Raw genomic sequence first — 22,084 nt, 5'->3', positions numbered from 1 at the left:
GGAGTTACCCATGTCGCCCCAAGACCAAGAATTGGTTGCCCTGTTTGCCGGCCTCGACACCCCGGGCGTGTCCGACGCCCTGGACAAACTCGGACTGCCCGGCCAATGCCTGGGGATCATGCCCCTGGACAACTACCGCCAGGTGGTCGTCGGCCCCGCCTTCACCGTGCGCTACGTCAGCGCCAGCACCCCGCCGGGCACCGTCGGCGACTTTGTCGATGACGTGGCCGAAGGCGACGTGGTGGTGATCGACAACGACGGGCGCACCGACTGCACCGTGTGGGGCGACATCATGACCCAATACGCCGGCAGCCAGCGGATCGCCGCGACCGTGATCGATGGCGTGTGCCGCGACGTGAGCAAGGCCCTGGGCGACGGCTACCCGCTGTTCACCAAGGGCCGGTTCATGCGCACCGGCAAGGACCGGGTTGAAGTGGCGTCGGTGAACCAACCGGTGTCCATCGGCCAGGCCCGGGTGTGTGCCCGGGACATCGTGGTGGCCGATGCCAACGGCGTGGTGATCGTGCCCCGCGACCGGGCCCATGAAGTGGCAGCGTGTGCGCGTTCGATTGAAGCGGTGGAAGCGCGCATCCGAGCGCTGCTGGATGAAGGCAAATCGCTGCGCGAAGCGCGGGCTGCGCTGGGTTATCACACCCTGCAACGCAAGGGCTGACCCGCCCTTAGTTGGCCGGGCGCAACAGCTGCATCTGCTGGCGGTAGTCATCCGTCACCTGCCGCGACTGGCCGCTGCTGGTAATCACCCGAGGCGTGATCAGCACGATCAATTCGGTGCGGTCCTTGGATTTGCTGGTACTGCCAAACAACCAGCGCAGCCCGGGGATTTTTCCCAGGTACGGTACGGCGCTGACACTCTCGGCGTTGTCCTGTTTGATCAGGCCGCCGAGCAATACGGTCTGGCCGCTTTGCACCGCCACCTGGGTGGACACCGAACGTGTGGAGATCCGCGGGTTGTTGGGCGTGTCGCTGCTGTTGGTGGTCGGGTTCTCGGCGTCGCTGACCTGCTGCTGGATGTCCATGTACACCAGGCCCCCCGGGTTGATGCGCGGCACCACGTCGAGGATCACCCCGGTCTGTATGTATTCCACGCTGCTCAAGGTGGTGTCGGAGGTGCCGGTATTGACCGTGGTCTGGCTGATGGGGATGTTGTCGCCCACCTGGATCTGCGCCGGCTGGTTGTTCATCACCACCAGCGACGGCGCCGACAGCACCTGGGTACGGCCGTTGGTTTCCAGGGCATGCAAGGCCACTTGCAGGTTGGAGCTGACGAAGGAGTAGAACAGCGAATCCGCGCCCAATCCCGCACCGCCTCCGCCCAGCGCGCCCTGGCTGCCGGGGGTGTTGGCCACCGTGGTGCTGGTGGAATTGCCCGCCAGACGGCCCAGGTACCATTGCACCCCCAGGTCCAGCTCGCCGGTGAGTTTGACTTCGAGGATGCGCGTTTCGATCTGCACCTGCAGCGGCGGGTTGTCGAGGCGCTTGATCGCCGATTCAATCTCCTTCCACTGCACCGGGCGGGTACGCACCAGCAACTGATTACTGCTTTTTTGCGCGGTGATCCGCGTGCCGGCGTCGAGGCTTTTGGCGGTGGCGCCCGGTTCCGGGTTGTCACTCTCTTCGCTGGCGGCCGGGGCCTGCTCTTCCTCGTCGCTGACGGGCGGGTTATTGCTGCTGTTGTTCAGGCCTCCCGGGGCACTGCCACGGGTGTTGGGTGAAGACAGGGTCGCGGTGCGCAGACCCGGCGCCACCTTGGCCGGGGTGTCATCCTTGATCGCGCCGGTGCCGTAGATTTGCCGCAGGTACTTGGCGAGGTCGGTGGCCTTCATGTTGCGCACGTCGTAGACGTACATCTGCGGTTCGTTGCCGCCGCCTTCGTCGATGGTGTGAATCCAGTCGCCGACTTCGCTGAGGTACTGCGGCTGGGATGAGATCGCCACCACCGAGTTGGTCCGCTCAATCGGCAAAAACCGCACCATGCCCGCCAGGGGCATGCCGCTGTCGGGGCCGAACATTTTCTGCAGCTCGGGCATCAGCTCGGCCACCGAGGCCCGCTGCAAGCCGAACACCCCCACCGACATGCCTTTGAGCCAGTCCACGTCGAAGGTGTCGATGGTGTCCTGGTAGTTGGCCAGCTCATCCGGTGTACCGGCCAGGCTCAGCACGTTGCGCGCCGGGTCCACCAGCAGGAACGCGTTTTCACGGGCGAACGGCTTGAGCAGTTTTTGCATTTCCGTGGCCGAGATGTAGCGCAGCGCAAACAGCCTGGCGGAGAGCCCGCTGGAGGGTCGGGACACACCCATCTCCGGCACCAGCTTGCCTGCCACCGCCTGGTTGGCCGGCAGGATCACGTAGCGCTGGCCCTGGCGGATCATCGCGTTATCGGTCCAGGACAGCAGGGTTTCGAGGATCGACAGCGCCTGCTGCTTGCTCACCGGTTTGGAGGTGGAAAAGCTCACGTTGCCTTTCACGCCCTGGGCGATGCTGTAGTTTTCGTGCAGCAGGTCGCCCATGACGCTGTTGATCACGGCTTCAATGGGCTGGTCGGCGAAGTTGAACACGATGTCGCCGCCGGCTTCATTCTTGACGGCGGGCGCCGGCCCCGGCTGGCGCACGAACTGCTGGTTGCCGCGAATCAACTGGCGCTGGGGCGGCGTGGGCGCCTGGGATTGTTGACTGTCAGCCGCAGGCGACTCGCTGGCTGGGGGTTCGACGGGCCGTTGCGAGCCTGTGCCCTGCATCGCCTCGTGGAGCAAGGCGTCGTCCGGGTCGAGGTGATCGGGGAAGGACCCACAGCCACCCAGGGAGGCGGCGGTGGCCAGGCAAAACACGGTGGTGCGCAAGGCGCCAGGGCAAGTATCGATCAAGGGGCGGGCTCATGAGGAAGGGAAATCGGCGGCGTGGTGGACGGCGGCGGCAAACGCGGGACGCTGAGGCTCAAGGTTTGCGTGCGGCCATCCCGCACAAAACGGGCGTGCAGCGGGGTCAGGTGTTCCAGGCGCCAACCGTTGGGCAGGGTCTGGCCTTGATGGACGTTGAGGGGCGGGCCGTCTGCACGCTTGAGCAGCGCGACGCGCAGGTCACTGCCCAGCAGCACGCCGCTGAGCGTCAGGCTCGACAGGCTGGAAATTTCCGCCTGGCCGACGGCGGCATCGGGGCGGCGATCGGGGCTGAACAGCGGTGCCTGCCAGGTGCCGGCGAGGCTGTCCAGGGTCGCACTCGGGGCCACGCGGTCCTTGGCCGAAGCATTGGCGCGCACCGTGGAAGCAGGTTCCTCCAGCCACTGCGGCGCATCGCCGATGCTGCTCAAGATGCCCACCATCAGCAGGCCCAACAGCCCGGCCACACCGAGCAATCCCCACTCCAGGGGGCGCAATGCATTGATCATCGGCGGGCCTGCGTGGCGATTGCCGGTTGCAAGTAGCCACGCACCAGCAGGTGCACCTCCAGCTTGCCGGCACCGCCGCTGGCGGGGGCATTCGGCCCGCGGCGGATGCTCATTTCATCCACGAACAGGAAGGGCCGCTGGTACTCCAGCTCATGCAGAATTGCAGTCAGGGGCTCGATGGCGCAGTTGAGGGTCAGGCTGACTTTGACCTGGCGATAGGGCTCGGTGTCGTCCTGCTCCGGGGTGATGGGCATGCGCTGGGTCAGGCTGCACCCGCCGCCGAGACCGGCGCGGCTGCTGATCAGGTCGGCGATGCGCTGCATCAGGTCCGCTGCCACGGCGCTGGGGTCATCCCCGGGCAACAGGCTGGTGTTGCTGGCCGGGTCTTGGCGGGCGTGTTCCAGTTGCTCACGCAACGCGGCGCCCTGGTGCAGCAGGCCGGCATAGCGTTGCTGTTGTTCGCGCAGTTGTTCGGCGTGCTCGCCCATGGCGCGCAACGGCCCGGCGAACCAGCTGTCGATCAGCAGCCAGTAGCCGCCGCCCAGCACCAGCGCCAGTACCAGCAAGGCCGCGCCGCGACGTTCACGGGGTGTCAGTGGTCGGCGCATCGGTGGCCTCCTGGTGCAAGTGGGCGCGCAGGGCAAACTGATCCTTGCCGGTGTGCGCATCGGGCTGGATCACCCCTTCGAACTGGGCGTTTTCCAGGCTGTGACACGCCTTGATCCGGGTGATCAAGGCACTCGCCTTGGCGCTCTGCCCGGAGAAGGAAACATCGGCGCCATTGTTGACGTCCAACTGGTCGATCCAGGTGTCGGCGGGCAGGCACGCGGTCAGCTCGTTGAGCAGTGCAGCCAAGGTCGGTTGTGCCGACTTGCGGCGAATCAGGTACTGCGCGGCGCCACGGGTGTTGAGCAATTGCTGGCGCAGGTGCTGGATCTCGGCGACCTGGGCTTTTTGCTGCTGCACCTGTTCATGCATCACGTCGAGTACCCGCTGGCGGTCGTTGAGCCACAGCAGCATCGCCGCAATCAGCAACGCGCCGCACAGCCACGGCAAGCTGCGTTGCAAGCCCTTGCCGGCCGGGCGCTGGCGTGGACGCAAGGGGGCCGGCAGCAAGTCGATGCCCATGGCGTCCACATCCACCGCGTGGGGGCGCAAGCCAAGGGTGGCGCAGTCCTCCAGGATCTGGTCCAGCCGCCCGCGCTGGATCGCCACCAGGGTCACCTGCACGTGCGTGGCGGTGCGCCGCTCCTGACGGGCCACGAAGTACAACTGCCCGGCCTCGAACGGGGTAAAGCGGTCCAGCTCGTAGCCCACCACCGTCGCCAGGTTGCGCGCCGCCGCCAGGGGCAACTGCAGGGTTTGCCGCAGCACCGCCGAGGGCGCGAGCACCAGCACCTGGTGCACTTCGCCGGCCAGGGGTGCCACCGGCCCGGTCAACGGCCAGGGATAGCGGTGCTCGGGGATGTCGTGGAGGGACAGCCACGCCGGCAGGCAGCCACACAGCTCCTTGAGCCACAGCCGCCAGCCCGTTTGCAGCAGACTGCCGTGCCAGCGCCGGGTAAGCGGGGCTGCCAGTTGTTGAAGGCGCGCCACGGGCGCTGAAAGGTCTCGATTCATTCTTGCCAACGCAGCACCCGATAAGGCTGTGCGCTTCCCTCCGATGGGCTCAATAAAACCGTGGTACGTAACCGGGCGTGATAACCGCCGGGGCGTTGTGCGCGACTGTCGATCACCAGCACGTCACCGGGGTCGGCGCCCGCCGCGCTCTGCCGGGGCAGGTTCAGCGCGTGGCGCATCAACGGGCTGGCGAACGCCGGATCGGGCCGGTCGAGGCCGCTCCACAGGCTGATTTCCGGGGCCAGCCGGCGGTACAGCGCCTGGGTCATGCCGGGCAACTGCCGCACTTCCTCCACCACCCGGAACGGTGCCAGGCCGTCGTTGCGCCGCGCCTCCAGGTCCTTGGCCAGCCGGTTGGCCTGGGCCTGGGTGGCGCCGCAGGCCAGGGCCAGGCGGGCAAAGTCGGTGGCCTCGGCGCTGTTCAAATAGAGCTTGCCGCGCTCGCTGTGCAGGCTCACCTGCAACTGCGCGTCATCAAACACCAGGGGCATTTCACGGCCGTCGGCAATCCACTGCTTGCGCTGCAACGGGTCGGCCAGGGCCTGCATGGCCAACGCCACGCCCGCCTCCGCTGCCAGCACCGCCTGGGTGTGCTGGCGATGCCACAGGGCCTGGCGCGTTTCCAACTGCACCCAACCGGCCAGCCCCCCCAGCAACAGGCTGAGCAACGCCAGCACCCACAGCACCAGCAGCAGTGCAACGCCGCGCTGGTGCTTCATTGGTCTGCCCCTGCGCTGGCGAGATTCAGCCGCAGGGCAACCACTTGGGTCACCCACGGCATCGGCCCGTTGACCCGCGCCGCAATACGCACCGCATACGGCAGGCGTTTGGTCCACGGCCAGTCACTGATCCAGCCGGTGGCCTGGCCCTTGGGCGACACGCCGCGATAACTGAAGTGCAGGTCCTCGACGTGCTTGAGCAACACCTGCGGTTCGCTGCGCAGGGCCGGCACGCTGACCTGGGCGCTGGATTCGAACCGGGCGAATGCCACCTGCAACTCGCCCTCGGTCACCTGCAACGTGAAGCGCTGGATGCCGCCACCGAGCACCCCCGGCAAGGTCGCGACGAATTGCAGGCGCTGGGCCGAACCGACAAAAAAGCCGTTGGTCTGGCTGTCGTCCTCGGTCACGTCCAGGGGCAGTGCCTCGCTGATGGCCGTGCGCAGGAACTGTTGCGCGGCGCGCAGTTCATCCAGGCTGACCGCGTAGCGCTGGGCCTTGAGCACCGCGCGATTGGCCCCCAGCAATGCGCCGCCCACCAGGACCAGCAACACCCCCAGCAGGCTGAGCACGATCATGATTTCCAGCAAGGTAAAGCCCTGCTGACGCCGGTTCACAGGCCGGCCCCGTCGGCGGCGGCGCGTAATTTCAAGGTGCTGAAACGCGCCTGGCGCCGGGCCTCGCTGACGATCAGGTCGAGGCGAAACAAACGTGGCTGGCCGACACGGGTGGGCTGCTGGGCGATGGTCAGTTGCCAATCGATGCCCTCGTCCAGGCGCCCCTGGCGGGTGCCGCTGGCCAGCGGGCCGGAGGTTTCCTGGTCCATCACGCTCAAGGCGGCATGGGTCAGGCGATCACTGTGGGCCACCTGCAACAACGAGCGCGCACTCTGGCCGAACGCAACCAGCAACACCGTGCTGCAGACCGCCATAAGGGTCAGTGCAGCGAGCATTTCCAGCAAGGTGAAACCCGACTGGCGATTCATGGCAACGCCTTCGACTGCACGCTGCCGGTCAGCCAGCCTATGTCGATGCGCCAGCGCCGCGTGCCATTGGCCAACAACAGGTGGCCGCCGGTGGAACTGCCGTCGGGGTAAAACGCCACCGCGGCGCCGGCGTGCTCGGCGGTGTGCAAGGTCACGTGCAGCTCAGCCGGCCAGTGCCTGACAGGCCGCCCGGGCGCCTGGAAGCTCAGTTGGCCCACGTCGAATGCCGTCTTGGCCGGTGCCCCGCTGATGATCGCCTGCGCCCGTGTACTGCGCAGGGCATCGACCATCTGCCCCACCGCCTGGCGCTCCCTGGCCACCTGCAGCCCTTGTTGCAGGCCAAATCCTACCAACCCGGCGGCGATGCTGATCAAGATGATCACCACCAGCATCTCCAGCAGGGTAAAGCCGCGTTGGGGGGCCGGCATTATTCCCAGTTGCCCAGGTCGGCGCTGTAACCTTCGCCGCCGGGTTGGCCGTCTTGCCCGTAGAAGATCAGGTCGAAGGCGCCATGTTCACCGGGAAAGCGATAGCCGAAGGCATGGCCGAACGGGTCCTTGAGGTCGGACGGTTTGGCGTAGGGCCCGGCCCAGCCGGCGGCGTCGCCGGACTTTTCCACCAGTTGCTGCAAGGTCTTGGGCGGCGAGCCGACGTCCAGGCCGTAGCTTTCGATCTTCATGCTCAGGCTGGCCAGTTGCGCCTTGCCCGCGCCGTACTTGCCCTTGTCCACATTGCCGCCCACCTGGCGCACCACGATGGTGGCGACGATGCCCAGCAACACGATGACCGCGAGCATCTCCAGCAGGGTGAAACCGCTCTGGCGGTGTTTGAATCGGGTGATGCGCATCAGCTTGCTTCCTTGGGGGTTCATAGATTGCTGGTCAGGCTCATCAGCGGCAGCATGATCGCCAGCATGATCACCGCCACCAGCACCGCCATGACCACGGTCAGGGACGGCACCAGGGCGGCGAGCAGGCGGTCGATGCCGCGCTTGGCTTCGACGTCGAACACCTCGGCGACCTTGAGCAGCATGCTGTCCAGTTCACCGGCCTGTTCGCCGACTTCAATCATTTGCAGGGCCAGGTCCGGCAGCAGCGGTTCGCTGCCAAACGCACTGGCCAGGGTGCCGCCGCCTTTTACGGATTCGGCGGCCCGGGCGACTTGTGCCTGCAAGGCGCGGTTGGTGCAGACCTGGCGGGCGATCACCAAGGCTTGCAGCAGCGCCACGCCATTGCTCAGCAAGGTGCCGAGGGTGCGTGCCAGGCGTGCGGCTTCGACCCGCTGCAACAGCGGGCCGATAAGGCGAAGACCCAGTACGCGCCGGTCGTACGTCTCGCGGTGCCGTGGGTTGCGCAGGCGTGCCGCCAGCCCCCAGACCGTTACGATCAACCCGGCGAGCACCGCCAGGCCATAGGTCCCGAGGAACTGGCCAAGGCCCAGGATCACTTCAGTGATCAGCGGAATCGGCACCCCCAGGTCCTGGAAGATCGGCACGAACTGCGGCACCACATAGGCCAGCAACAGCGCCAGCGAACCGAGTACGCCCACCACCAGGAAGGCGGGATAGATCAGGGCATTGATCACTTCGCCCCTCAATAACTGGCTGCGTTCCAGGTAGTCGCTGAGTTGGCGCAGGGTGTCCTCCAGCGCGCCGCCCGCTTCGCCTGCGCGCACCATGCTCAGGTACAGCGGCGAGAACTGGCTGCCCTCCTCCTCCAGCGCCGCCGACAACGGCATACCGGCCTTGACGTGTTCACGGATGCGTTCGATCAGCGCCCGGGTGTGGGGTTGGCCGGGTTGCTTGAGCAGGATGCCCAGGGAGCGTTCCAGCGGTTGGCCCGCGCCGAGCAGCGTGGCCAGTTGCTGGGTAAAACTCACCAGCGCCGCGCCGTTCAGCTGACCGCGCCCGAAGGCATGGCGCAGCCCTTGGGCGCCGGCGGCCTGGATGTGCAATAACAACCAGCCGCGCTTGTGCAGCGCGGCGATGGCGGCGGCCTGGTCCTTGGCGTCGAGGGTGCCGTTTTGCGCGACGCCCTGGCTGTCCAGGGCGCGGTATTTGAACAGGCTCACGCGCCCTCTCCCCGGGTGACGCGCAGCACTTCTTCCAGGGACGTGACCCCCGCCAGCGCCTGGCGCAGGCCTTCTTCATGCAACGTGCGCAGGCCACCCCGGCGGGCGGCCTGTTCCAGGGTGGCGGCGTCGGCGTGGCGCATCAACAGGCTGCGCAGTTCGTCATTCATCACCAGCAGTTCAGTGAGTGCGCTGCGGCCGTGGTAACCGCCGCCGGCGGCGTTGGCGCGGGGTCGGTAGAGCAGGATCGGGCGCTGGTCGGTGAAGCGGTCGAGGCGGTGTTCCGCGATCAACTCCGGCGGTGCCTCGAACGCCTCGCGAGTCGCCGGGTCGAGGCGGCGCACCAGGCGCTGGGCGAGGATGCCGTTGACGGTCGAGGCGATCAGGTAGCTCTCCACGCCCATGTCCAGCAGGCGCGTGATACTCGCCGCCGCGCTGTTGGTGTGCAGGGTCGAGAGCACCAGGTGGCCGGTCAGGGACGACTGGATGGCAATGCGGCAGGTTTCGAGGTCGCGGATCTCACCGATCATGATCACGTCCGGGTCCTGGCGCACAATGGAGCGCAGCGCCCCGGCGAAGTCCAGCCCGATGGCCGGTTTGACCTGGATCTGATTGATGCCTTCCAACTGGTATTCCACCGGGTCTTCGACGGTGATGATCTTGCGCTCGGCGGTATTGAGCCGCGACAGCGCGGTGTACAGCGTGGTGGTCTTGCCCGAGCCGGTGGGCCCGGTGACCAGCAGAATGCCGTGGGGCCGCTCCAGCACTTCAAGAAAGGTTTCGAGACGCTGGCCGTCGAAGCCCAGGCTCGGGAAGTCGAACTGCACGGTCTGGCGGTCCAGGAGGCGCATCACCACCGACTCGCCAAAACTGGTGGGCACCGTGGACACCCGCAAATCCAGTTCCTTGCCCTGGATGCGCAACATGATCCGGCCGTCCTGGGGCAAGCGGCGCTCGGCGATGTCCAGACGAGCCATGATCTTCACCCGGGAAATCACCGCCGCCGAAGAACTCGCCGGCGGCGCTTCAGCGTCGTGCAGCACCCCGTCGATGCGGTAGCGCACCTTGAGCTGGCGTTCGAAGGGTTCGATATGAATGTCTGACGCCCGTTGCTCCACGGCCCGTTGCAGGATCAGGTTGACCAGGCGAATCACCGGGGCTTCGGAGGCCATGTCCTTGAGGTGTTCGATGTCTTCCAGGGTGCCGCCCTGCTCGTCGAGGTTTTCGATCAGGGTGCCCATGGCGGAACGGCCCTGGCCGTAATAGCGCTCGATCAGGGTTTCGACTTCATTGCGCGGCCCCACCGCCAGCCACACCGGCACGCCGCACGCGTAAGCCAGGGCCTGGAACGGGTACAACAACGCCGGGTTGGCCGCCAGCACGCGCACGCCGCCGTGGCTCCAGCCCACGGGCACCACCTGGTAATGGCGCATAAAGCGCTCGGTGAGTGCCGGCAGCGGGTCGAGCAAGGGCGGTGCAGCGTCGGCCAGCAGCAACGGTGCGCCGAGCAAATCAGCCCAGGCCCGCGCCAGCTCCACTTCGGAAACCAGCCCCAGGCGCGTCAGCAGGCCGAGCAATTCGGTGTCGTCGGAGTCCTGGGACAAGCGTCGGGCACGTTCCAGGTCGACGGTTTTCAAACCGGCCTTTTGCATCAACCACGCACACACCTGTTCCGCATCCGGAATGTGCATTCGGCACGCATCGATAGGCGTTGGCGGTAAGGGCTGGGACATCTGCACCCATCTGGAGAATTCGTTAAGGAAGCTGTTTCAAGGGTGCAGAAACAACAACGAGTCCCAGCGGCGCCTTGAACAAGATCAAGACCCTGCACCCATGCGATATGCAGGCTGGCCCAGGCAAATCATGGCCTTTTAGAACTATTGGACAAGGCCATTAGTTCGCCATAATTCATTCAATCTTGTTAAACACATCGACTAAGATATTTAAACTTAGTTCACGATCGCAAATAGCCAGCCCCCGACAACAGTACTCATCGTTGAACTTACCGGTGTTTAATTTTTAACTAAGCAAGCGTGCCACTTCCCTGTGGCGTGTCTTCTGCTAGAAGTCGACCGTGGCCGACAGCAAGTACGTGCGCGGCGTCGACAAGGTCAAGCCCGGCTCGCTGTCATCCGAGGCACCCGCCGAACTCCAGTAGCGCCGGTTGGCCACGTTCTCAACGTTGGCCCGCAGGGTGATGTGCTTGTCGTCGACCTTGAAGGCATAGCGCGCGCCCACGTCGAGGCGGGTCCAGGCGTCGATTTCCTTGACGTTGGATTGGTCCAGGTACTGGGAGCTGGAATAGATCCCGCGGCTGGTCAGGGTCAGGCCCTCAACCGTCGGCACATCCCACTCGGCCCCCAGGTTGACGTTGTATTTGGGCGTGGCCGGCGCGCGGTTGCCGTCGTAGGTGCCGTTGGTGGTGTTCGTCAACTCGCTGTCGATGTACATCACCCCGCCCAGCAGGCGGAAGCCCTTGAGGGGTTCGCCGAACACGCTGAGTTCCACCCCGTCGTTCTGGCGCTTGCCGTTGGGGCCGAACACCAGCGTGGTGGCATTGGTCTCGTAGGCCGGTTGCTTGATGCGGAACACCGCGGCCGTCAACGCGAAGGCACCGGCGTCGTACTTGGCGCCGACTTCAACCTGGCGGCTGATGAACGGCGGGAAGATTTCGTCATCGTTGACCGAGGCCGACGGCGCGACCTTGCCCTGGCTCAGGCCTTCCATGTAGTTGGCGTACAGCGACAGCTTGTCGGTGGCCTTGAACAGGAGGCCGCCCGAGGGTGAAATCTTTTCTTCGTCGTAGGCGGTGTCGCCTTTGACGTCATCGGTCCAGTCGTCCACCTTGACCCGCTGCCAGCGCGCGCCGAGGGTCAGCAGCAGCCGGTCATCGAAGAAACCCAGGGTGTCGGACAGTGCCACGCCGCTGAAGCGGTTTTCGGTGTAGACCTTCGAGTCGAGCCGCGTTGGCCGGCCGGGCGCGGGGGTTTCCACCGGGTTGTAGAGATTGCTCGAACCCGACGCATAGCGCGCGCCGCCATTTTCGAAGTCCATGTAGAAGTAGCTGGCCGCCAGGTTGACCTCATGGCTCACCGGCCCGGTATGGAACCAGTTGCGCACGCCGGCCGTGGCGGTGCGCACGTTTTCGTCGCGGGTGAAGTCCCGGGGCTGCACGCTGAAATCACCGGCGTTGTTGGTCACCGATACCGCATGGCGCAGGAAGTCGTGGTTACTTTTTCGCGCGCCCACACCGCCGTAGAGCATCACGTTGTCGCTGAGGTCGAACTCACCGTTGACCGTGCCGAAGGTGTCATGGGTGCTGGCCTTGCTCCAGGGTTGCGCGTAGTTGTGGCGCACGTCGTTGGCGCTCGGCACAGTGGCCTTGGGGCCAACCTGCACGCGCTCTTGCGGGGCGTCGGTGTCGCGCTCGGTGCGGCCGATGTCGGTGGAGAGTCGCAGGCGATCACCGCGAAAATCCAGGCCCAGCACCGCCATTTCGCGGTCGACACTCTGGTGGTCCCAGGTGGTGTCGCCGGACTGCTTCACGCCGTTGAAGCGCAGGCCGAATTTGTTGTCTTCACCGAAACGCCGGCCGATGTCCACGGCGCCGCCCGCCTGGCTGTCGGAAGCCCAACTGCCGGTGAACGAGGTGATGGGCTTGTCGGTGGCGCGCTTGGGCACCACGTTGATCCCGCCGCCCACGCTGCCCCGTGGCGAGATGCCATTGATCAACTGGCTGGGGCCTTTGATCACGTCGACGCGCTCGGCCATTTCCATGTCGATGGTGTAGGTCGGCAACACGCCGTAGAGGCCGTTGTAGGCCACATCACTGTTGAACAGGCTGAAGCCGCGAATGGTGAATTGCTCATAGCGCCCGCCCGCCGGGTTGGTGGCGCGTACCGAGGGGTCGCTGGCGATCAGGTCGCCGAGGGTGCGCGCCTGCTGGTTCTTGACCGCCTCGCTGGTGTAGGTGGTCATGCTGAACGGGGTTTCCATGAAGTCCCGCGAGCCCAGCAACCCCTGGGAACCACGGCGTGCCACCTGGCCACCGGCGTAGGACTCGCTGCCGGCGTCGCCGGCGGTGCCGAGAATCGAGGTGGGGGCCAGTTGCAGGCTGCCGCCCTCGGGAATCGGGGTCAGCATAAAGGCTTGCTCGCCCATGGGTTGCAGTTGCAGGCCCGAGCCTTGGAGCAAGCGGGCAAAACCCTCTTCGACGCCGTATTCGCCGGACAGGCCGGCACTGTTGCGGCCGCTGACCAGCGCCGGGTCCACCGAGAGGTTGACCCCGGCCAGGCCCGCAAAATGGGTCAACGCAGCACTCAGGCTGCCGGCCGGCACCTGGTAGCTGCGCCGGGACGCGCCGTCTTCGGCAAAACTGATGGGGACAAACAGCGGGCTGGCGCTCAGGCTCAGCATGAGGCTGAAATTCAGCAACGGACGTAGGGCGGGCATTGGCAGAAGCTCTCGATTTTGTTCACTTACCTGGAATGACCAGCCACGTGAAAAAAAGGGACAGGCTTCAGCCACTATTTTTCGATACTAGGGTTTGATGCTTTTCAGCTTGTTGAGCAAGTCCAGCAATTGCTCCAGGGATTCCTCGCCGAACTGCTCCTGGATTTTCTGGTAATTGCTTTCCATCCCGGCGCTCATGTCGACAAAACGCTGCTGCCCCTGTTCGGTCAGGGCGACGAACATCCGGCGCTGGTCTTCGGAGGATTTGCGCCGCCGCACGATGCCGTCACGCTCCAGCCGCCCCAGCACGCCGGTCATGCTCGGCTTGAGGATGCACGCCAGGTGCGCCAGTTGGTGGCTTTCCAGTTCGCCCTGCTGGCGCAGGATGCGGATCACCCGCCACTGCTGTTCGGTCAGGTCATGTTCATTGAGCAACGGCCGGAAGAACGCCATGGTCGCTTCGCGGGCCTGGAGCAAGGTGAGCGTAAGGGACGGTCTAGGGGTGGGCATGGTTCACGCGCATCAGAGGTCGAAGCGTCGAAGCTTAGAGTCGGTGCCCCGTGCGTGCAACCCGGGGCGCGCAGCAAGTCGTTAATTTCGAAACGGATTATTAAAAATCTGTTAATCCGTCTATTCAGCCTAAAGATAACATGTTAACAATATGCCGCCCCTGACCTAACAGAGGGCGCCTACCAACAAAAACAACAAAGGAACGCCCCTCATGCATTCGTGCCTCTTTCGCACGGCGGCAAGCGCTGGCCTGTGCGCCGCGTTTACCCCTCTGGTCGCCCACGCCGACTTTATCCAGGACAGCAAAGCCAGCCTGGACCTGCGCAATTTCTACATGAACCGCGACTTTCGCCAGACCAACGCGCCGCAGAACAAGGCGGACGAATGGGCGCAGGGTTTTGTGTTGCGCCTGGAGTCGGGCTACACCGAAGGCGTGGTGGGTTTTGGCGTGGACGCCCTGGGTGAGATGGGCCTGAAGCTCGACTCCAGCCGCGACCGCCGGGGCACCGGGTTGCTGCCATCCGGGGCCAGCGGGGAGCCGGCCGACAGCTACAGCGAGCTCGGCCTGACCGCCAAGCTGCGCGTGTCGAAAACCGTGCTCAAGCTCGGCACCCTGCAACCGATATTGCCGGTGGTCGCCTACAACGACACCCGGCTGCTGCCGTCCACCTACAACGGTGAACTGGTGACCTCCCAGGACATCGACGGCCTGACCCTGAACGTTGGCCGCCTGGAAAAACAAAACCTGCGGGACTCCTCCAACAACGAATCCATGAGCTACGGCGGCGTCAACAGCAGCCACCTGGACCTGGCCGGCGGCACCTACGCGATCAATCCTCACTTGGCCGCCACGTATTACTACGCGCAGATGCAGGACATCTACCGCCAGCACTTTATCGGCCTGGTGCATGACCTGCCCCTGGGCGAGGGCGTGAACCTGCGCACCGACCTGCGCTACTTCGACACCCGCGACAGCGGCAGCGCCCTGCTGCGCAGCCCTGCCCGGGTGGACGGCGGGCGGATCGACAACCGGTTTTTCAACGGCATGTTCAGCCTGTCGGTGGGCGCCCACAAATTCGGCCTGGGCTTCCAGAACCTTTCCGGTGACGGCGACTTTGCCTTCCCCGGGCAAGACCCGTACTCGGTCAACCTGGTGACCATCAACATCTTCACCAAGGCCAACACCGATGCGTGGCAGGCGCGCTACGACTACAACTTCGCCGCCCTCGGCCTGCCGGGCCTGACCTTCATGACCCGCTACGTCGACGGCAGCCACGCGCAAACCGCCACGGTGCGCAACGGTCGGGAATGGGAACGTGACACCGACCTGGTCTACACCGTGCAGAGCGGCCCGCTGAAGAACGTCAACGTACGCCTGCGCAACGCGACCCTGCGTTCAAGCAACGGCCTGACCAGCGACATCGACGAAAGCCGGGTGATCATCGGCTACACCGTGGCCCTGTGGTAACGCCGGGCGCCTCAACGCAACCCCGGTTGACGCTGGCGGTACTCCCCCGGCGTCATCTGCGCGTAGCGCTGGAAGAACCGGCTGAAATACGCCGGGTCCTTGAACCCCAACTGGTAGCAGATTTCATTCGCCGAACTGCCGGTGAACAGCAGCAGGCGCCGGGCTTCCTGCATCAGCCGTTCGAGAATCAGGCGTTTGGACGGCAGGTCGGCAATGCGTCGGCACACCTCGTTGAGGCGCGCTTCGGTCACGCCGATGCCGTCGGCGTAGCGCGACAGCGGCCAGTGTTGCAGGTAGTGGTCTTCGATCAGTTCGTTGAAACGGTGGAAGATCCGCAGGTCTTCGTGGCGCGCCGGGCGGGCTTCCAGGGAATTGGCGCAGAGCCGCAGCAGGCTGATCATGATCAGGCGCGTCAAGCTGTCCAGGGCCGAGCTGCGTCCGCTGGCCTGGGCGTTGATCTCGCTGCACAGTTCGTCGAAGAGGAATTCCAGGCGGCGCACCTCGGGATGAAATTCCGGCGCCAGCCGCGCCAGCGCCACGCAGGCGGCGGGCAATTGCGCACCGGGGGCCAGGCTGGGGTCGGCGTCGATCAAGGCCCACACCAGTTGCTGGCGCACGGTCAGCACATGGCCGTCAGCGTCGGCTTCGGTGACGAAGGAATGCGCCACCGTCGGCGGCGTCAGGAAAAACATCGGCCCGGATTCGAGGTACTGCTGGTCGTCGAGATAGACGCGCACCGCGCCGGTCTTGACGTAATGCACCTGGAAAAACCGGTCATGGCGATGCACCGGCATGTTGCGACCAAAAAAACCCGCCAGGTTGCCGAGCCTGTCGTAGTGCACCTCGGCATCGCTGTAACGCTGGTCGTAGACCTGCCCGATGTTGATGTTGGGGATCGGCTGACGATCGCTCATCACTGCATTCTCGTTGTTGTTTTGACTGCCCTGGAATATTGCCACGCTTGACGATAGTTAACATCTTAATTATAACGTTAACAGGTTAACGAATATCCCGCGAAGCAGACCCCAATCTGCCCCGCCACTGCCAGGAGAAAAGCATGAGCCGTGCCCTGCACGATGTTGCGAACGGCACCCTGTTCGGCGTTGCGCTGAACTACCAGGGGTTGCTGAACCAACGTCTCGCCGAATTCGAACAAGCGCCTTACCAGAAACCGCCGGTCAAGCAGGTGCTGTTTATCAAGACGCCCAACACCCGCAACGGCCATGACGGCGTGGTGCTGCACCCTCAGGGTGAACGCCTGCAACCAGGCCCGGCCCTCGGGGTGGTGATGGGCAAGACCGCCAGCCGGGTCAGCGTCGAAAACGCCCTGGAGCATGTGGCGGGCTACACCATCGTCAATGAGTTCAGCCTGCCGGAAGACAGCTATTACCGCCCGGCGGTGAAGGCCAAATGCCGGGACGGTTTCTGCGCAGTGGGCCCGGAGCTGATGGCCCGTGACCAGGTCGCCAACCCGCACCAATTGAGCGTGAAGCTGTTCGTCAACGGTGAACTGCGCCAGCAAAACTCCACCGCCAATTTCGTGCGCAGCATCCCGCAGTTGATCGCCGAGATCAGCGAATTCATGACCCTGCACGAAGGCGATGTGCTGATCACCGGCACGCCCGAAGGCCGGGTGGATGTGCAACCCGGCGACACGGTTGAAGTCGAGATCAGCGGCCTGGGCCGCCTGGTCAACCACATCAAGGCAGAGGAGCTGTCATGAAACACGCCCGTATTCGCTTTGAAGGTGAAGCGCACCAGGTTCTGGTCGAAGCTGAAAACGCCGTGCGCCTGGCCGACGGTCGCCTGCTGGCCGAAGACCAGGTCGAGTGGCTGCCACCGGCCACCGGCAGCATGTTCGCCCTCGGCCTGAACTACGCCGACCACGCCGCCGAACTGGCCTTCAAGCCGCCGACCGAACCGCTGGCGTTCATCAAATCCCCCGGCACCTACACCGGCCATAACCAGGTGACCTGGCGCCCGGACAACGTCGCCTACATGCACTACGAGTGCGAACTGGTGGCCGTCATCGGCAAACCGGCGCGCAACGTCAAGCGTGCCGACGCCCTGGACTACCTGGCCGGCTACACCGTGTGCAACGACTACGCGATCCGCGACTACCTGGAAAACTACTACCGCCCCAACCTGCGGGTAAAAAACCGCGACGCCACCACACCGGTGGGCCCATGGATCGTGGACGTCGCCGACGTGCCCGACCCGAACAACCTGACGCTGCGCACCTGGATCAACGGTGAACTGCGCCAGGAAGGCTCGACCTCGGACATGATCTTCGACATCCCGTATTTGATCGAATACCTGTCCAGCTTCATGACCCTGCAACCCGGCGACATGATCGCCACCGGCACGCCCGAAGGCCTGGCCGATGTGGTGCCGGGGGATGAAGTGGTCGTGGAAGTGGAAGGCGTCGGTCGCCTGGTCAATCGAATTGTCAGCGAGGCGGACTTTTTCGCCGCCCGTAAAGAGGCTTGAGCAACATGATCAAACATTGGATCAACGGCCGTGAGGTCGAAAGCAAAGACACCTTTATCAACTACAACCCGGCCACCGGCGACGCCATCGGTGAAGTCGCCAGCGGCGGCGCCGAAGAAGTGGCGCAGGCGGTCGCGGCGGCCAAGGAGGCCTTTCCGAAATGGGCGGGCACACCCGCCAAGGAACGTGCGCGCCTGATGCGCAAGCTCGGTGAGTTGATCGAACAGAACGTGCCGCACTTGGCCGAGCTGGAAACCCTCGACACCGGCCTGCCGATTCACCAGACCAAGAACGTGTTGATTCCCCGGGCGTCCCACAACTTCGATTTCTTCGCCGAAGTCTGCACCCGCATGGACGGCCACAGCTACCCGGTGGACGATCAGATGCTCAACTACACCCTGTACCAGCCGGTGGGTGTGTGCGCGTTGGTGTCGCCGTGGAACGTGCCGTTCATGACCGCCACCTGGAAGACCGCGCCGTGCCTGGCGCTGGGCAATACCGCGGTGCTGAAGATGTCCGAGCTGTCGCCGCTGACGGCCAATGAACTGGGGCGCCTGGCGGTCGAGGCCGGCATTCCCAGGGGCGTGCTGAACGTGATTCAGGGCTACGGCGCCACCGCCGGTGATGCGCTGGTGCGCCACCCCGACGTGCGGGCGATTTCCTTCACCGGCGGCACCGCCACCGGCAAGAAGATCATGCAGACCGCCGGGCTGAAAAAGTACTCGATGGAACTGGGCGGCAAGTCACCGGTACTGATTTTTGAAGATGCCGACCTGGAACGCGCCCTCGACGCGGCCCTGTTCACCATCTTCTCGCTGAACGGCGAACGCTGCACCGCCGGCAGCCGGATCTTTATTCAGGAGAGCGTCTACCCGCAGTTCGTCGCCGAGTTTGCCGCCCGGGCCAAACGCCTGATCGTCGGCGACCCGCAAGACCCGAAAACCCAGGTTGGCTCGATGATCACCCAGGCCCACTATGACAAGGTTACCGGCTACATCAGGATTGGCCTCGAAGAAGGCGCCACCCTGCTGGCCGGCGGCCTGGAGCGCCCGGCCAACCTGCCGGCGCACCTGAGCCGCGGGCAGTTTATCCAGCCGACGGTATTCGCCGATGTGAACAATAAAATGCGCATCGCCCAGGAAGAGATCTTCGGCCCGGTGGTGTGCCTGATCCCGTTCAAGGACGAAGCCGAGGCGCTGCAACTGGCCAACGACACCGAGTACGGCCTGGCGTCGTACATCTGGACCCAGGACATCGGCAAGGCGCATCGTCTGGCCTACGGCATCGAAGCCGGCATGGTGTTCATCAACAGCCAGAACGTGCGGGACTTGCGCCAGCCGTTTGGCGGGGTAAAAGGTTCCGGCACCGGCCGCGAAGGCGGCCAGTACAGCTTTGAAGTGTTCGCCGAGATCAAGAACGTGTGCATTTCCATGGGCAGTCACCACATTCCGCGCTGGGGTGTGTGACCCGGATACAACACCGCTTCCTGTAGGAGCGAGCTTGCTCGCGAAGAGTCCGCAGGCACCGCTGGCTAACAGACGCGCTGCGTTATCGTTGACGTTTTTCGCGAGCAAGCTCGCTCCTACAAAAGAATAAATATTCAGGAGAATCATCATGGGCGAAGTCGTCCTGGCAGCAAAGATCTGCCACGTTCCCTCGATGTACCTGTCGGAACTGCCCGGCAAGCACCACGGTTGCCGTGAAGCAGCCATCGCCGGGCACAAGGAAATCGGGCGGCGCGCCCGTGAGCTGGGGGCCGACACTGCCGTGGTGTTCGACGTGCACTGGCTGGTCAACAGCGGGTATCACGTCAACTGCGGCGAGCACTTCAAGGGCACCTATACCAGCAACGAGCTGCCGCACTTCATCAAGAACATGGAGTACGAATACCCGGGCTGCCCCGAGCTGGGCGAGTTGATCGCCGCCGAGGCCAACCTGGCCGGCGTGCGCACCATGGCCCACAACATCCCGAGCCTGGAGCTGGAATACGGCACCCTGGTGCCGATGCGCTACATGCACATGGGCGTGCCGGACGCGCAGAAGTTCGACGTGATCTCGATTGCTGCGTGGTGCGCCTGGCACCGCCTGGAAGACAGCTTCGCGTTTGGCGCCGCGGTGCGCCGGGCCATCGAGAAGAGCGACCGCAAGGTGCTGGTGCTGGCCTCGGGCTCCCTCTCCCACCGCTTCTCGGACGACCGCGAAGCCGAAGCCAACATCCACAACTGGACCCGTGAATTCGACAAGCAGATGGACCTGCACGTGGTGGACATGTGGAAGCAAGGCCGCTTCAAGGAGTTCTGCGCCATGCTGCCGGACTACGCCGAGCACTGCTTCGGCGAAGGCAAGATGCACGACACCGCGATGCTCCTGGGACTGCTGGGCGGGCCGGACTACAACCAGCCGGCCGAGATCATCACCCCGCCGTTCGGCAGTTCGGGCACCGGGCAGATCAATGCCATTTTCCCGTTATGAGCCTGGGTGAGGATCAATGTGGGAGCTGGCTTGCCTGCGATGCAGGCACCTCGGTGTAACTGTCTCACCGAGTTGACGCCATCGCAGGCAAGCCAGCTCCCACAGGAATGAACAGCGCCTCAAGTTAAAGGAGACACACATGCCGCACTTCATCGCCGAATACACCGACAACCTCGAACAGCACGCCAACCTGCCGGCCCTGTTCGAACAGGTTCACGCCGTGCTGGGGGACAGCGGCGTGTTTCCCCTGGGTGGCATTCGCAGCCGCGGGGTGCGCCTGGACACCTGGCGCATGGCCGACGGCAAGCATGACTACGCCTTCGTCCACATGACCCTCAAGGTCGGCCACGGACGGGACCTGGCAACCCGCAAGACGGTCGCCGACGCCCTGTTCAAGGTCATCACCGAACACTTTGCCGAGCTGCAATCCCAACGGCTGCTGGCGTTGTCGTTCGAAATGATCGAGCTGCACCCCGAGCTGAATTTCAAGCAGAACAACGTGCACGCATTCCTGAAGAACCAGGCGGGCTGACCACAGCCCTCCTTTCCGCCCATGGCCACTCAAACAAAAAAGAACAACATCATGAGCACAGCCACTACCGCCGACAGCACCACCCTGATCGAACATCAGCGCACCCACAGCCTCGTCACCTGGCGACTGATGCCGCTGCTGCTGATCTGCTACCTGTTTGCCCACCTGGACCGGATCAACATCGGCTTCGCCAAGATGCAGATGAGTACCGACCTGCACTTCAGCGACACGGTGTACGGCCTCGGTGCCGGGCTGTTTTTCATCGCCTATGCGCTGTTCGGCGTGCCGAGCAATATGGCCCTGGACCGGGTCGGCCCGCGGCGCTGGATCGCCTGCCTGATGGTGGTGTGGGGCGTGCTGTCCACCAGCATGTTGTGGATCGAGAGTTCCTCCGGTTTCTACCTGCTGCGCTTTTTGCTGGGGGTGGCAGAGGCCGGCTTCTTCCCGGGGATCCTGGTGTATCTCAACCGCTGGTACCCGGCCCGGCGCAGGGCGCAAGTCACCGCGCTGTTTGCGATTGCGGTGCCCATGGCCGGGGTGGTCGGCGGGCCGTTGTCCGGGGCGATCCTGGAGAATTTCCATGATTTCGGCGGGCTGCGGGGCTGGCAGTGGATGTTCCTGATCGAAGGCGCCCCCGTGGTACTGCTGGGCCTGGTGGTATTGAAATACCTGCCGGACAGCTTCGAAACCGTGAAGTGGCTGCAGCCCGCACAGAAACAACAACTGCGCGAACAACTGAGCAGCGAAGAACAGCGCAAGTCCATCACCTCCTTTGGCGGCATCCTGCGTGACCCGCAGGTGTGGCTGCTGGTGGCGGTGTACTTCGCAGTGATGCTGGCGGTGAACACCCTGGCGTTCTGGATGCCCACCCTGATCCACGGCGCCGGCATCGGCCGCGACAGCCAGGTGGGCCTGCTGAGTGCCGTGCCGTACCTGGCCGGGTGCTTTTTCATGATCGGCTGCGGACGCTCCTCCGACCGCAACCGCGAGCGCCGCTGGCACCTGTGCGTGCCGCTGCTGATGTCCGCCGTCGGCATTGCCGTGGCCGGGCTCTCGCCCACCAACCCGACCCTGGTGCTGGGCGGCCTGATCCTGGCCGGCATGGGCGCCAGCGCCGCGTTACCGATGTTCTGGCAATTGCCGCCGGCGTTCCTGTCCAACAGCACCCAGGCCGCCGGCATTGCGCTGATCAGCTCGTTCGGCAGCATCGCTTCGTTCCTCGCGCCCTACCTGATCGGCTGGATGCGCGACACCACCCAAAGCGCGAGCCTGGCCCTGTATGTGCTGGCGCTGCTTATCGCCCTCGGCGGCCTGCTGGTGCTGCGCACCCACGCTGCCATCGTCAATCCCCAGTAGAGAGTTC

The 22,084-nt window shown here is 64.5% G+C and carries 22 protein-coding genes; 8 read left to right on the top strand and 14 right to left on the bottom strand.

Going from position 1 to position 22,084, the window contains the following annotated elements:
• Window positions 1–10 precede the first annotated feature (10 nt).
• Window positions 11–673, top strand: coding sequence for an RraA family protein (locus HX855_RS25460; RefSeq protein ID WP_177089792.1), 663 nt, complete (start codon window positions 11–13; stop codon window positions 671–673).
• Window positions 674–680: 7 nt separating this feature from the next.
• On the opposite strand, the gene gspD is transcribed toward HX855_RS25460, so the two are convergent.
• From gspD to hpaR, 13 genes are all read right to left on the bottom strand, one after another.
• Window positions 681–2,882: a type II secretion system secretin GspD gene (gene gspD, locus HX855_RS25455; RefSeq protein WP_177089793.1), complete on the bottom strand. Its 2,202-nt coding sequence runs from the start codon at window positions 2,880–2,882 to the stop codon at window positions 681–683.
• Window positions 2,879–3,403, bottom strand: a complete 525-nt coding sequence (locus HX855_RS25450; RefSeq protein ID WP_177089794.1) for a general secretion pathway protein GspN — start codon at window positions 3,401–3,403, stop codon at window positions 2,879–2,881. The genes gspD and HX855_RS25450 overlap by 4 nt, the downstream gene beginning before the upstream one ends.
• Window positions 3,400–4,011, bottom strand: a complete 612-nt coding sequence (gene gspM, locus HX855_RS25445; RefSeq protein WP_177089795.1) for a type II secretion system protein GspM — start codon at window positions 4,009–4,011, stop codon at window positions 3,400–3,402. Before gspM ends, HX855_RS25450 begins: the two co-directional genes overlap by 4 nt.
• Entirely contained in the window at window positions 3,986–5,023 is a 1,038-nt protein-coding gene (locus HX855_RS25440) for a type II secretion system protein GspL (RefSeq protein ID WP_177089796.1), read from the bottom strand. Before HX855_RS25440 ends, gspM begins: the two co-directional genes overlap by 26 nt.
• Entirely contained in the window at window positions 5,020–5,742 is a 723-nt protein-coding gene (locus tag HX855_RS25435) for a type II secretion system protein GspK (RefSeq protein ID WP_177089797.1), read from the bottom strand. The genes HX855_RS25440 and HX855_RS25435 overlap by 4 nt, the downstream gene beginning before the upstream one ends.
• Window positions 5,739–6,359 carry a prepilin-type N-terminal cleavage/methylation domain-containing protein gene (locus HX855_RS25430; RefSeq protein ID WP_177089798.1) on the bottom strand — a complete coding sequence of 207 codons (621 nt, stop codon included), beginning with the start codon at window positions 6,357–6,359 and terminating at the stop codon, window positions 5,739–5,741. The genes HX855_RS25435 and HX855_RS25430 overlap by 4 nt, the downstream gene beginning before the upstream one ends.
• Window positions 6,356–6,727: a type II secretion system protein gene (locus HX855_RS25425; protein WP_177089799.1), complete on the bottom strand. Its 372-nt coding sequence runs from the start codon at window positions 6,725–6,727 to the stop codon at window positions 6,356–6,358. The genes HX855_RS25430 and HX855_RS25425 overlap by 4 nt, the downstream gene beginning before the upstream one ends.
• Window positions 6,724–7,155: a type II secretion system protein gene (locus HX855_RS25420; RefSeq protein WP_177089800.1), complete on the bottom strand. Its 432-nt coding sequence runs from the start codon at window positions 7,153–7,155 to the stop codon at window positions 6,724–6,726. The genes HX855_RS25425 and HX855_RS25420 overlap by 4 nt, the downstream gene beginning before the upstream one ends.
• Window positions 7,155–7,574, bottom strand: a complete 420-nt coding sequence (gspG, locus tag HX855_RS25415) for a type II secretion system major pseudopilin GspG (RefSeq protein WP_177089801.1) — start codon at window positions 7,572–7,574, stop codon at window positions 7,155–7,157. The genes HX855_RS25420 and gspG overlap by 1 nt, the downstream gene beginning before the upstream one ends.
• Window positions 7,575–7,594: 20 nt before the next feature.
• Entirely contained in the window at window positions 7,595–8,797 is a 1,203-nt protein-coding gene (gene gspF / locus HX855_RS25410; RefSeq protein ID WP_177089802.1) for a type II secretion system inner membrane protein GspF, read from the bottom strand.
• Window positions 8,794–10,488 (bottom strand): type II secretion system ATPase GspE, encoded by a 1,695-nt coding sequence (gspE, locus tag HX855_RS25405; RefSeq protein WP_177089803.1) that lies wholly within the window; start codon window positions 10,486–10,488, stop codon window positions 8,794–8,796. Before gspE ends, gspF begins: the two co-directional genes overlap by 4 nt.
• Before the next feature lie 370 nt (window positions 10,489–10,858).
• Window positions 10,859–13,249 (bottom strand): TonB-dependent receptor, encoded by a 2,391-nt coding sequence (locus tag HX855_RS25400; RefSeq protein WP_177089804.1) that lies wholly within the window; start codon window positions 13,247–13,249, stop codon window positions 10,859–10,861.
• An 87-nt stretch (window positions 13,250–13,336) separates the two neighbouring features.
• Entirely contained in the window at window positions 13,337–13,759 is a 423-nt protein-coding gene (gene hpaR, locus HX855_RS25395; RefSeq protein ID WP_177089805.1) for a homoprotocatechuate degradation operon regulator HpaR, read from the bottom strand.
• Window positions 13,760–13,970: 211 nt separating this feature from the next.
• Between hpaR and HX855_RS25390 the strand changes: the two genes are divergently transcribed.
• The gene (locus tag HX855_RS25390) at window positions 13,971–15,227 is read left to right on the top strand and encodes an OprD family porin (RefSeq protein ID WP_177089806.1); all 1,257 of its coding nucleotides are present in this window, start codon (window positions 13,971–13,973) and stop codon (window positions 15,225–15,227) included.
• A gap of 11 nt (window positions 15,228–15,238) precedes the next feature.
• Here the strand turns inward: HX855_RS25390 and hpaA are convergent, their stop codons facing one another.
• The gene (hpaA, locus tag HX855_RS25385; RefSeq protein WP_177089807.1) at window positions 15,239–16,141 is read right to left on the bottom strand and encodes a 4-hydroxyphenylacetate catabolism regulatory protein HpaA; all 903 of its coding nucleotides are present in this window, start codon (window positions 16,139–16,141) and stop codon (window positions 15,239–15,241) included.
• Between the two features lie 143 nt (window positions 16,142–16,284).
• Here hpaA and HX855_RS25380 point away from each other — a divergent pair, with 143 nt between their 5' ends.
• From HX855_RS25380 to HX855_RS25355, 6 genes are all read left to right on the top strand, one after another.
• A complete protein-coding gene (locus tag HX855_RS25380; protein WP_177089808.1) occupies window positions 16,285–16,950 on the top strand; it encodes a fumarylacetoacetate hydrolase family protein in 666 nt (221 codons plus the stop codon).
• Window positions 16,947–17,717, top strand: a complete 771-nt coding sequence (locus HX855_RS25375; RefSeq protein ID WP_177089809.1) for a fumarylacetoacetate hydrolase family protein — start codon at window positions 16,947–16,949, stop codon at window positions 17,715–17,717. The genes HX855_RS25380 and HX855_RS25375 overlap by 4 nt, the downstream gene beginning before the upstream one ends.
• 5 nt (window positions 17,718–17,722) lie before the next feature.
• Window positions 17,723–19,183 carry a 5-carboxymethyl-2-hydroxymuconate semialdehyde dehydrogenase gene (gene hpaE, locus HX855_RS25370; protein ID WP_177089810.1) on the top strand — a complete coding sequence of 487 codons (1,461 nt, stop codon included), beginning with the start codon at window positions 17,723–17,725 and terminating at the stop codon, window positions 19,181–19,183.
• Between the two features lie 148 nt (window positions 19,184–19,331).
• Window positions 19,332–20,189 carry a 3,4-dihydroxyphenylacetate 2,3-dioxygenase gene (gene hpaD, locus HX855_RS25365; RefSeq protein ID WP_177089811.1) on the top strand — a complete coding sequence of 286 codons (858 nt, stop codon included), beginning with the start codon at window positions 19,332–19,334 and terminating at the stop codon, window positions 20,187–20,189.
• A 139-nt stretch (window positions 20,190–20,328) separates the two neighbouring features.
• Window positions 20,329–20,721, top strand: a complete 393-nt coding sequence (locus tag HX855_RS25360) for a 5-carboxymethyl-2-hydroxymuconate Delta-isomerase (RefSeq protein WP_177089812.1) — start codon at window positions 20,329–20,331, stop codon at window positions 20,719–20,721.
• A 51-nt stretch (window positions 20,722–20,772) separates the two neighbouring features.
• Window positions 20,773–22,077 (top strand): MFS transporter, encoded by a 1,305-nt coding sequence (locus HX855_RS25355; RefSeq protein ID WP_177089813.1) that lies wholly within the window; start codon window positions 20,773–20,775, stop codon window positions 22,075–22,077.
• Window positions 22,078–22,084 lie beyond the last annotated feature (7 nt).

The sequence above is a fragment of the Pseudomonas sp. IPO3778 genome (assembly GCF_013386825.1).
Taxonomy (GTDB): domain Bacteria; phylum Pseudomonadota; class Gammaproteobacteria; order Pseudomonadales; family Pseudomonadaceae; genus Aquipseudomonas.
Note: the sequence above shows the minus strand (reverse complement) of the source record. Positions and strands in the feature narration are given on the sequence as shown.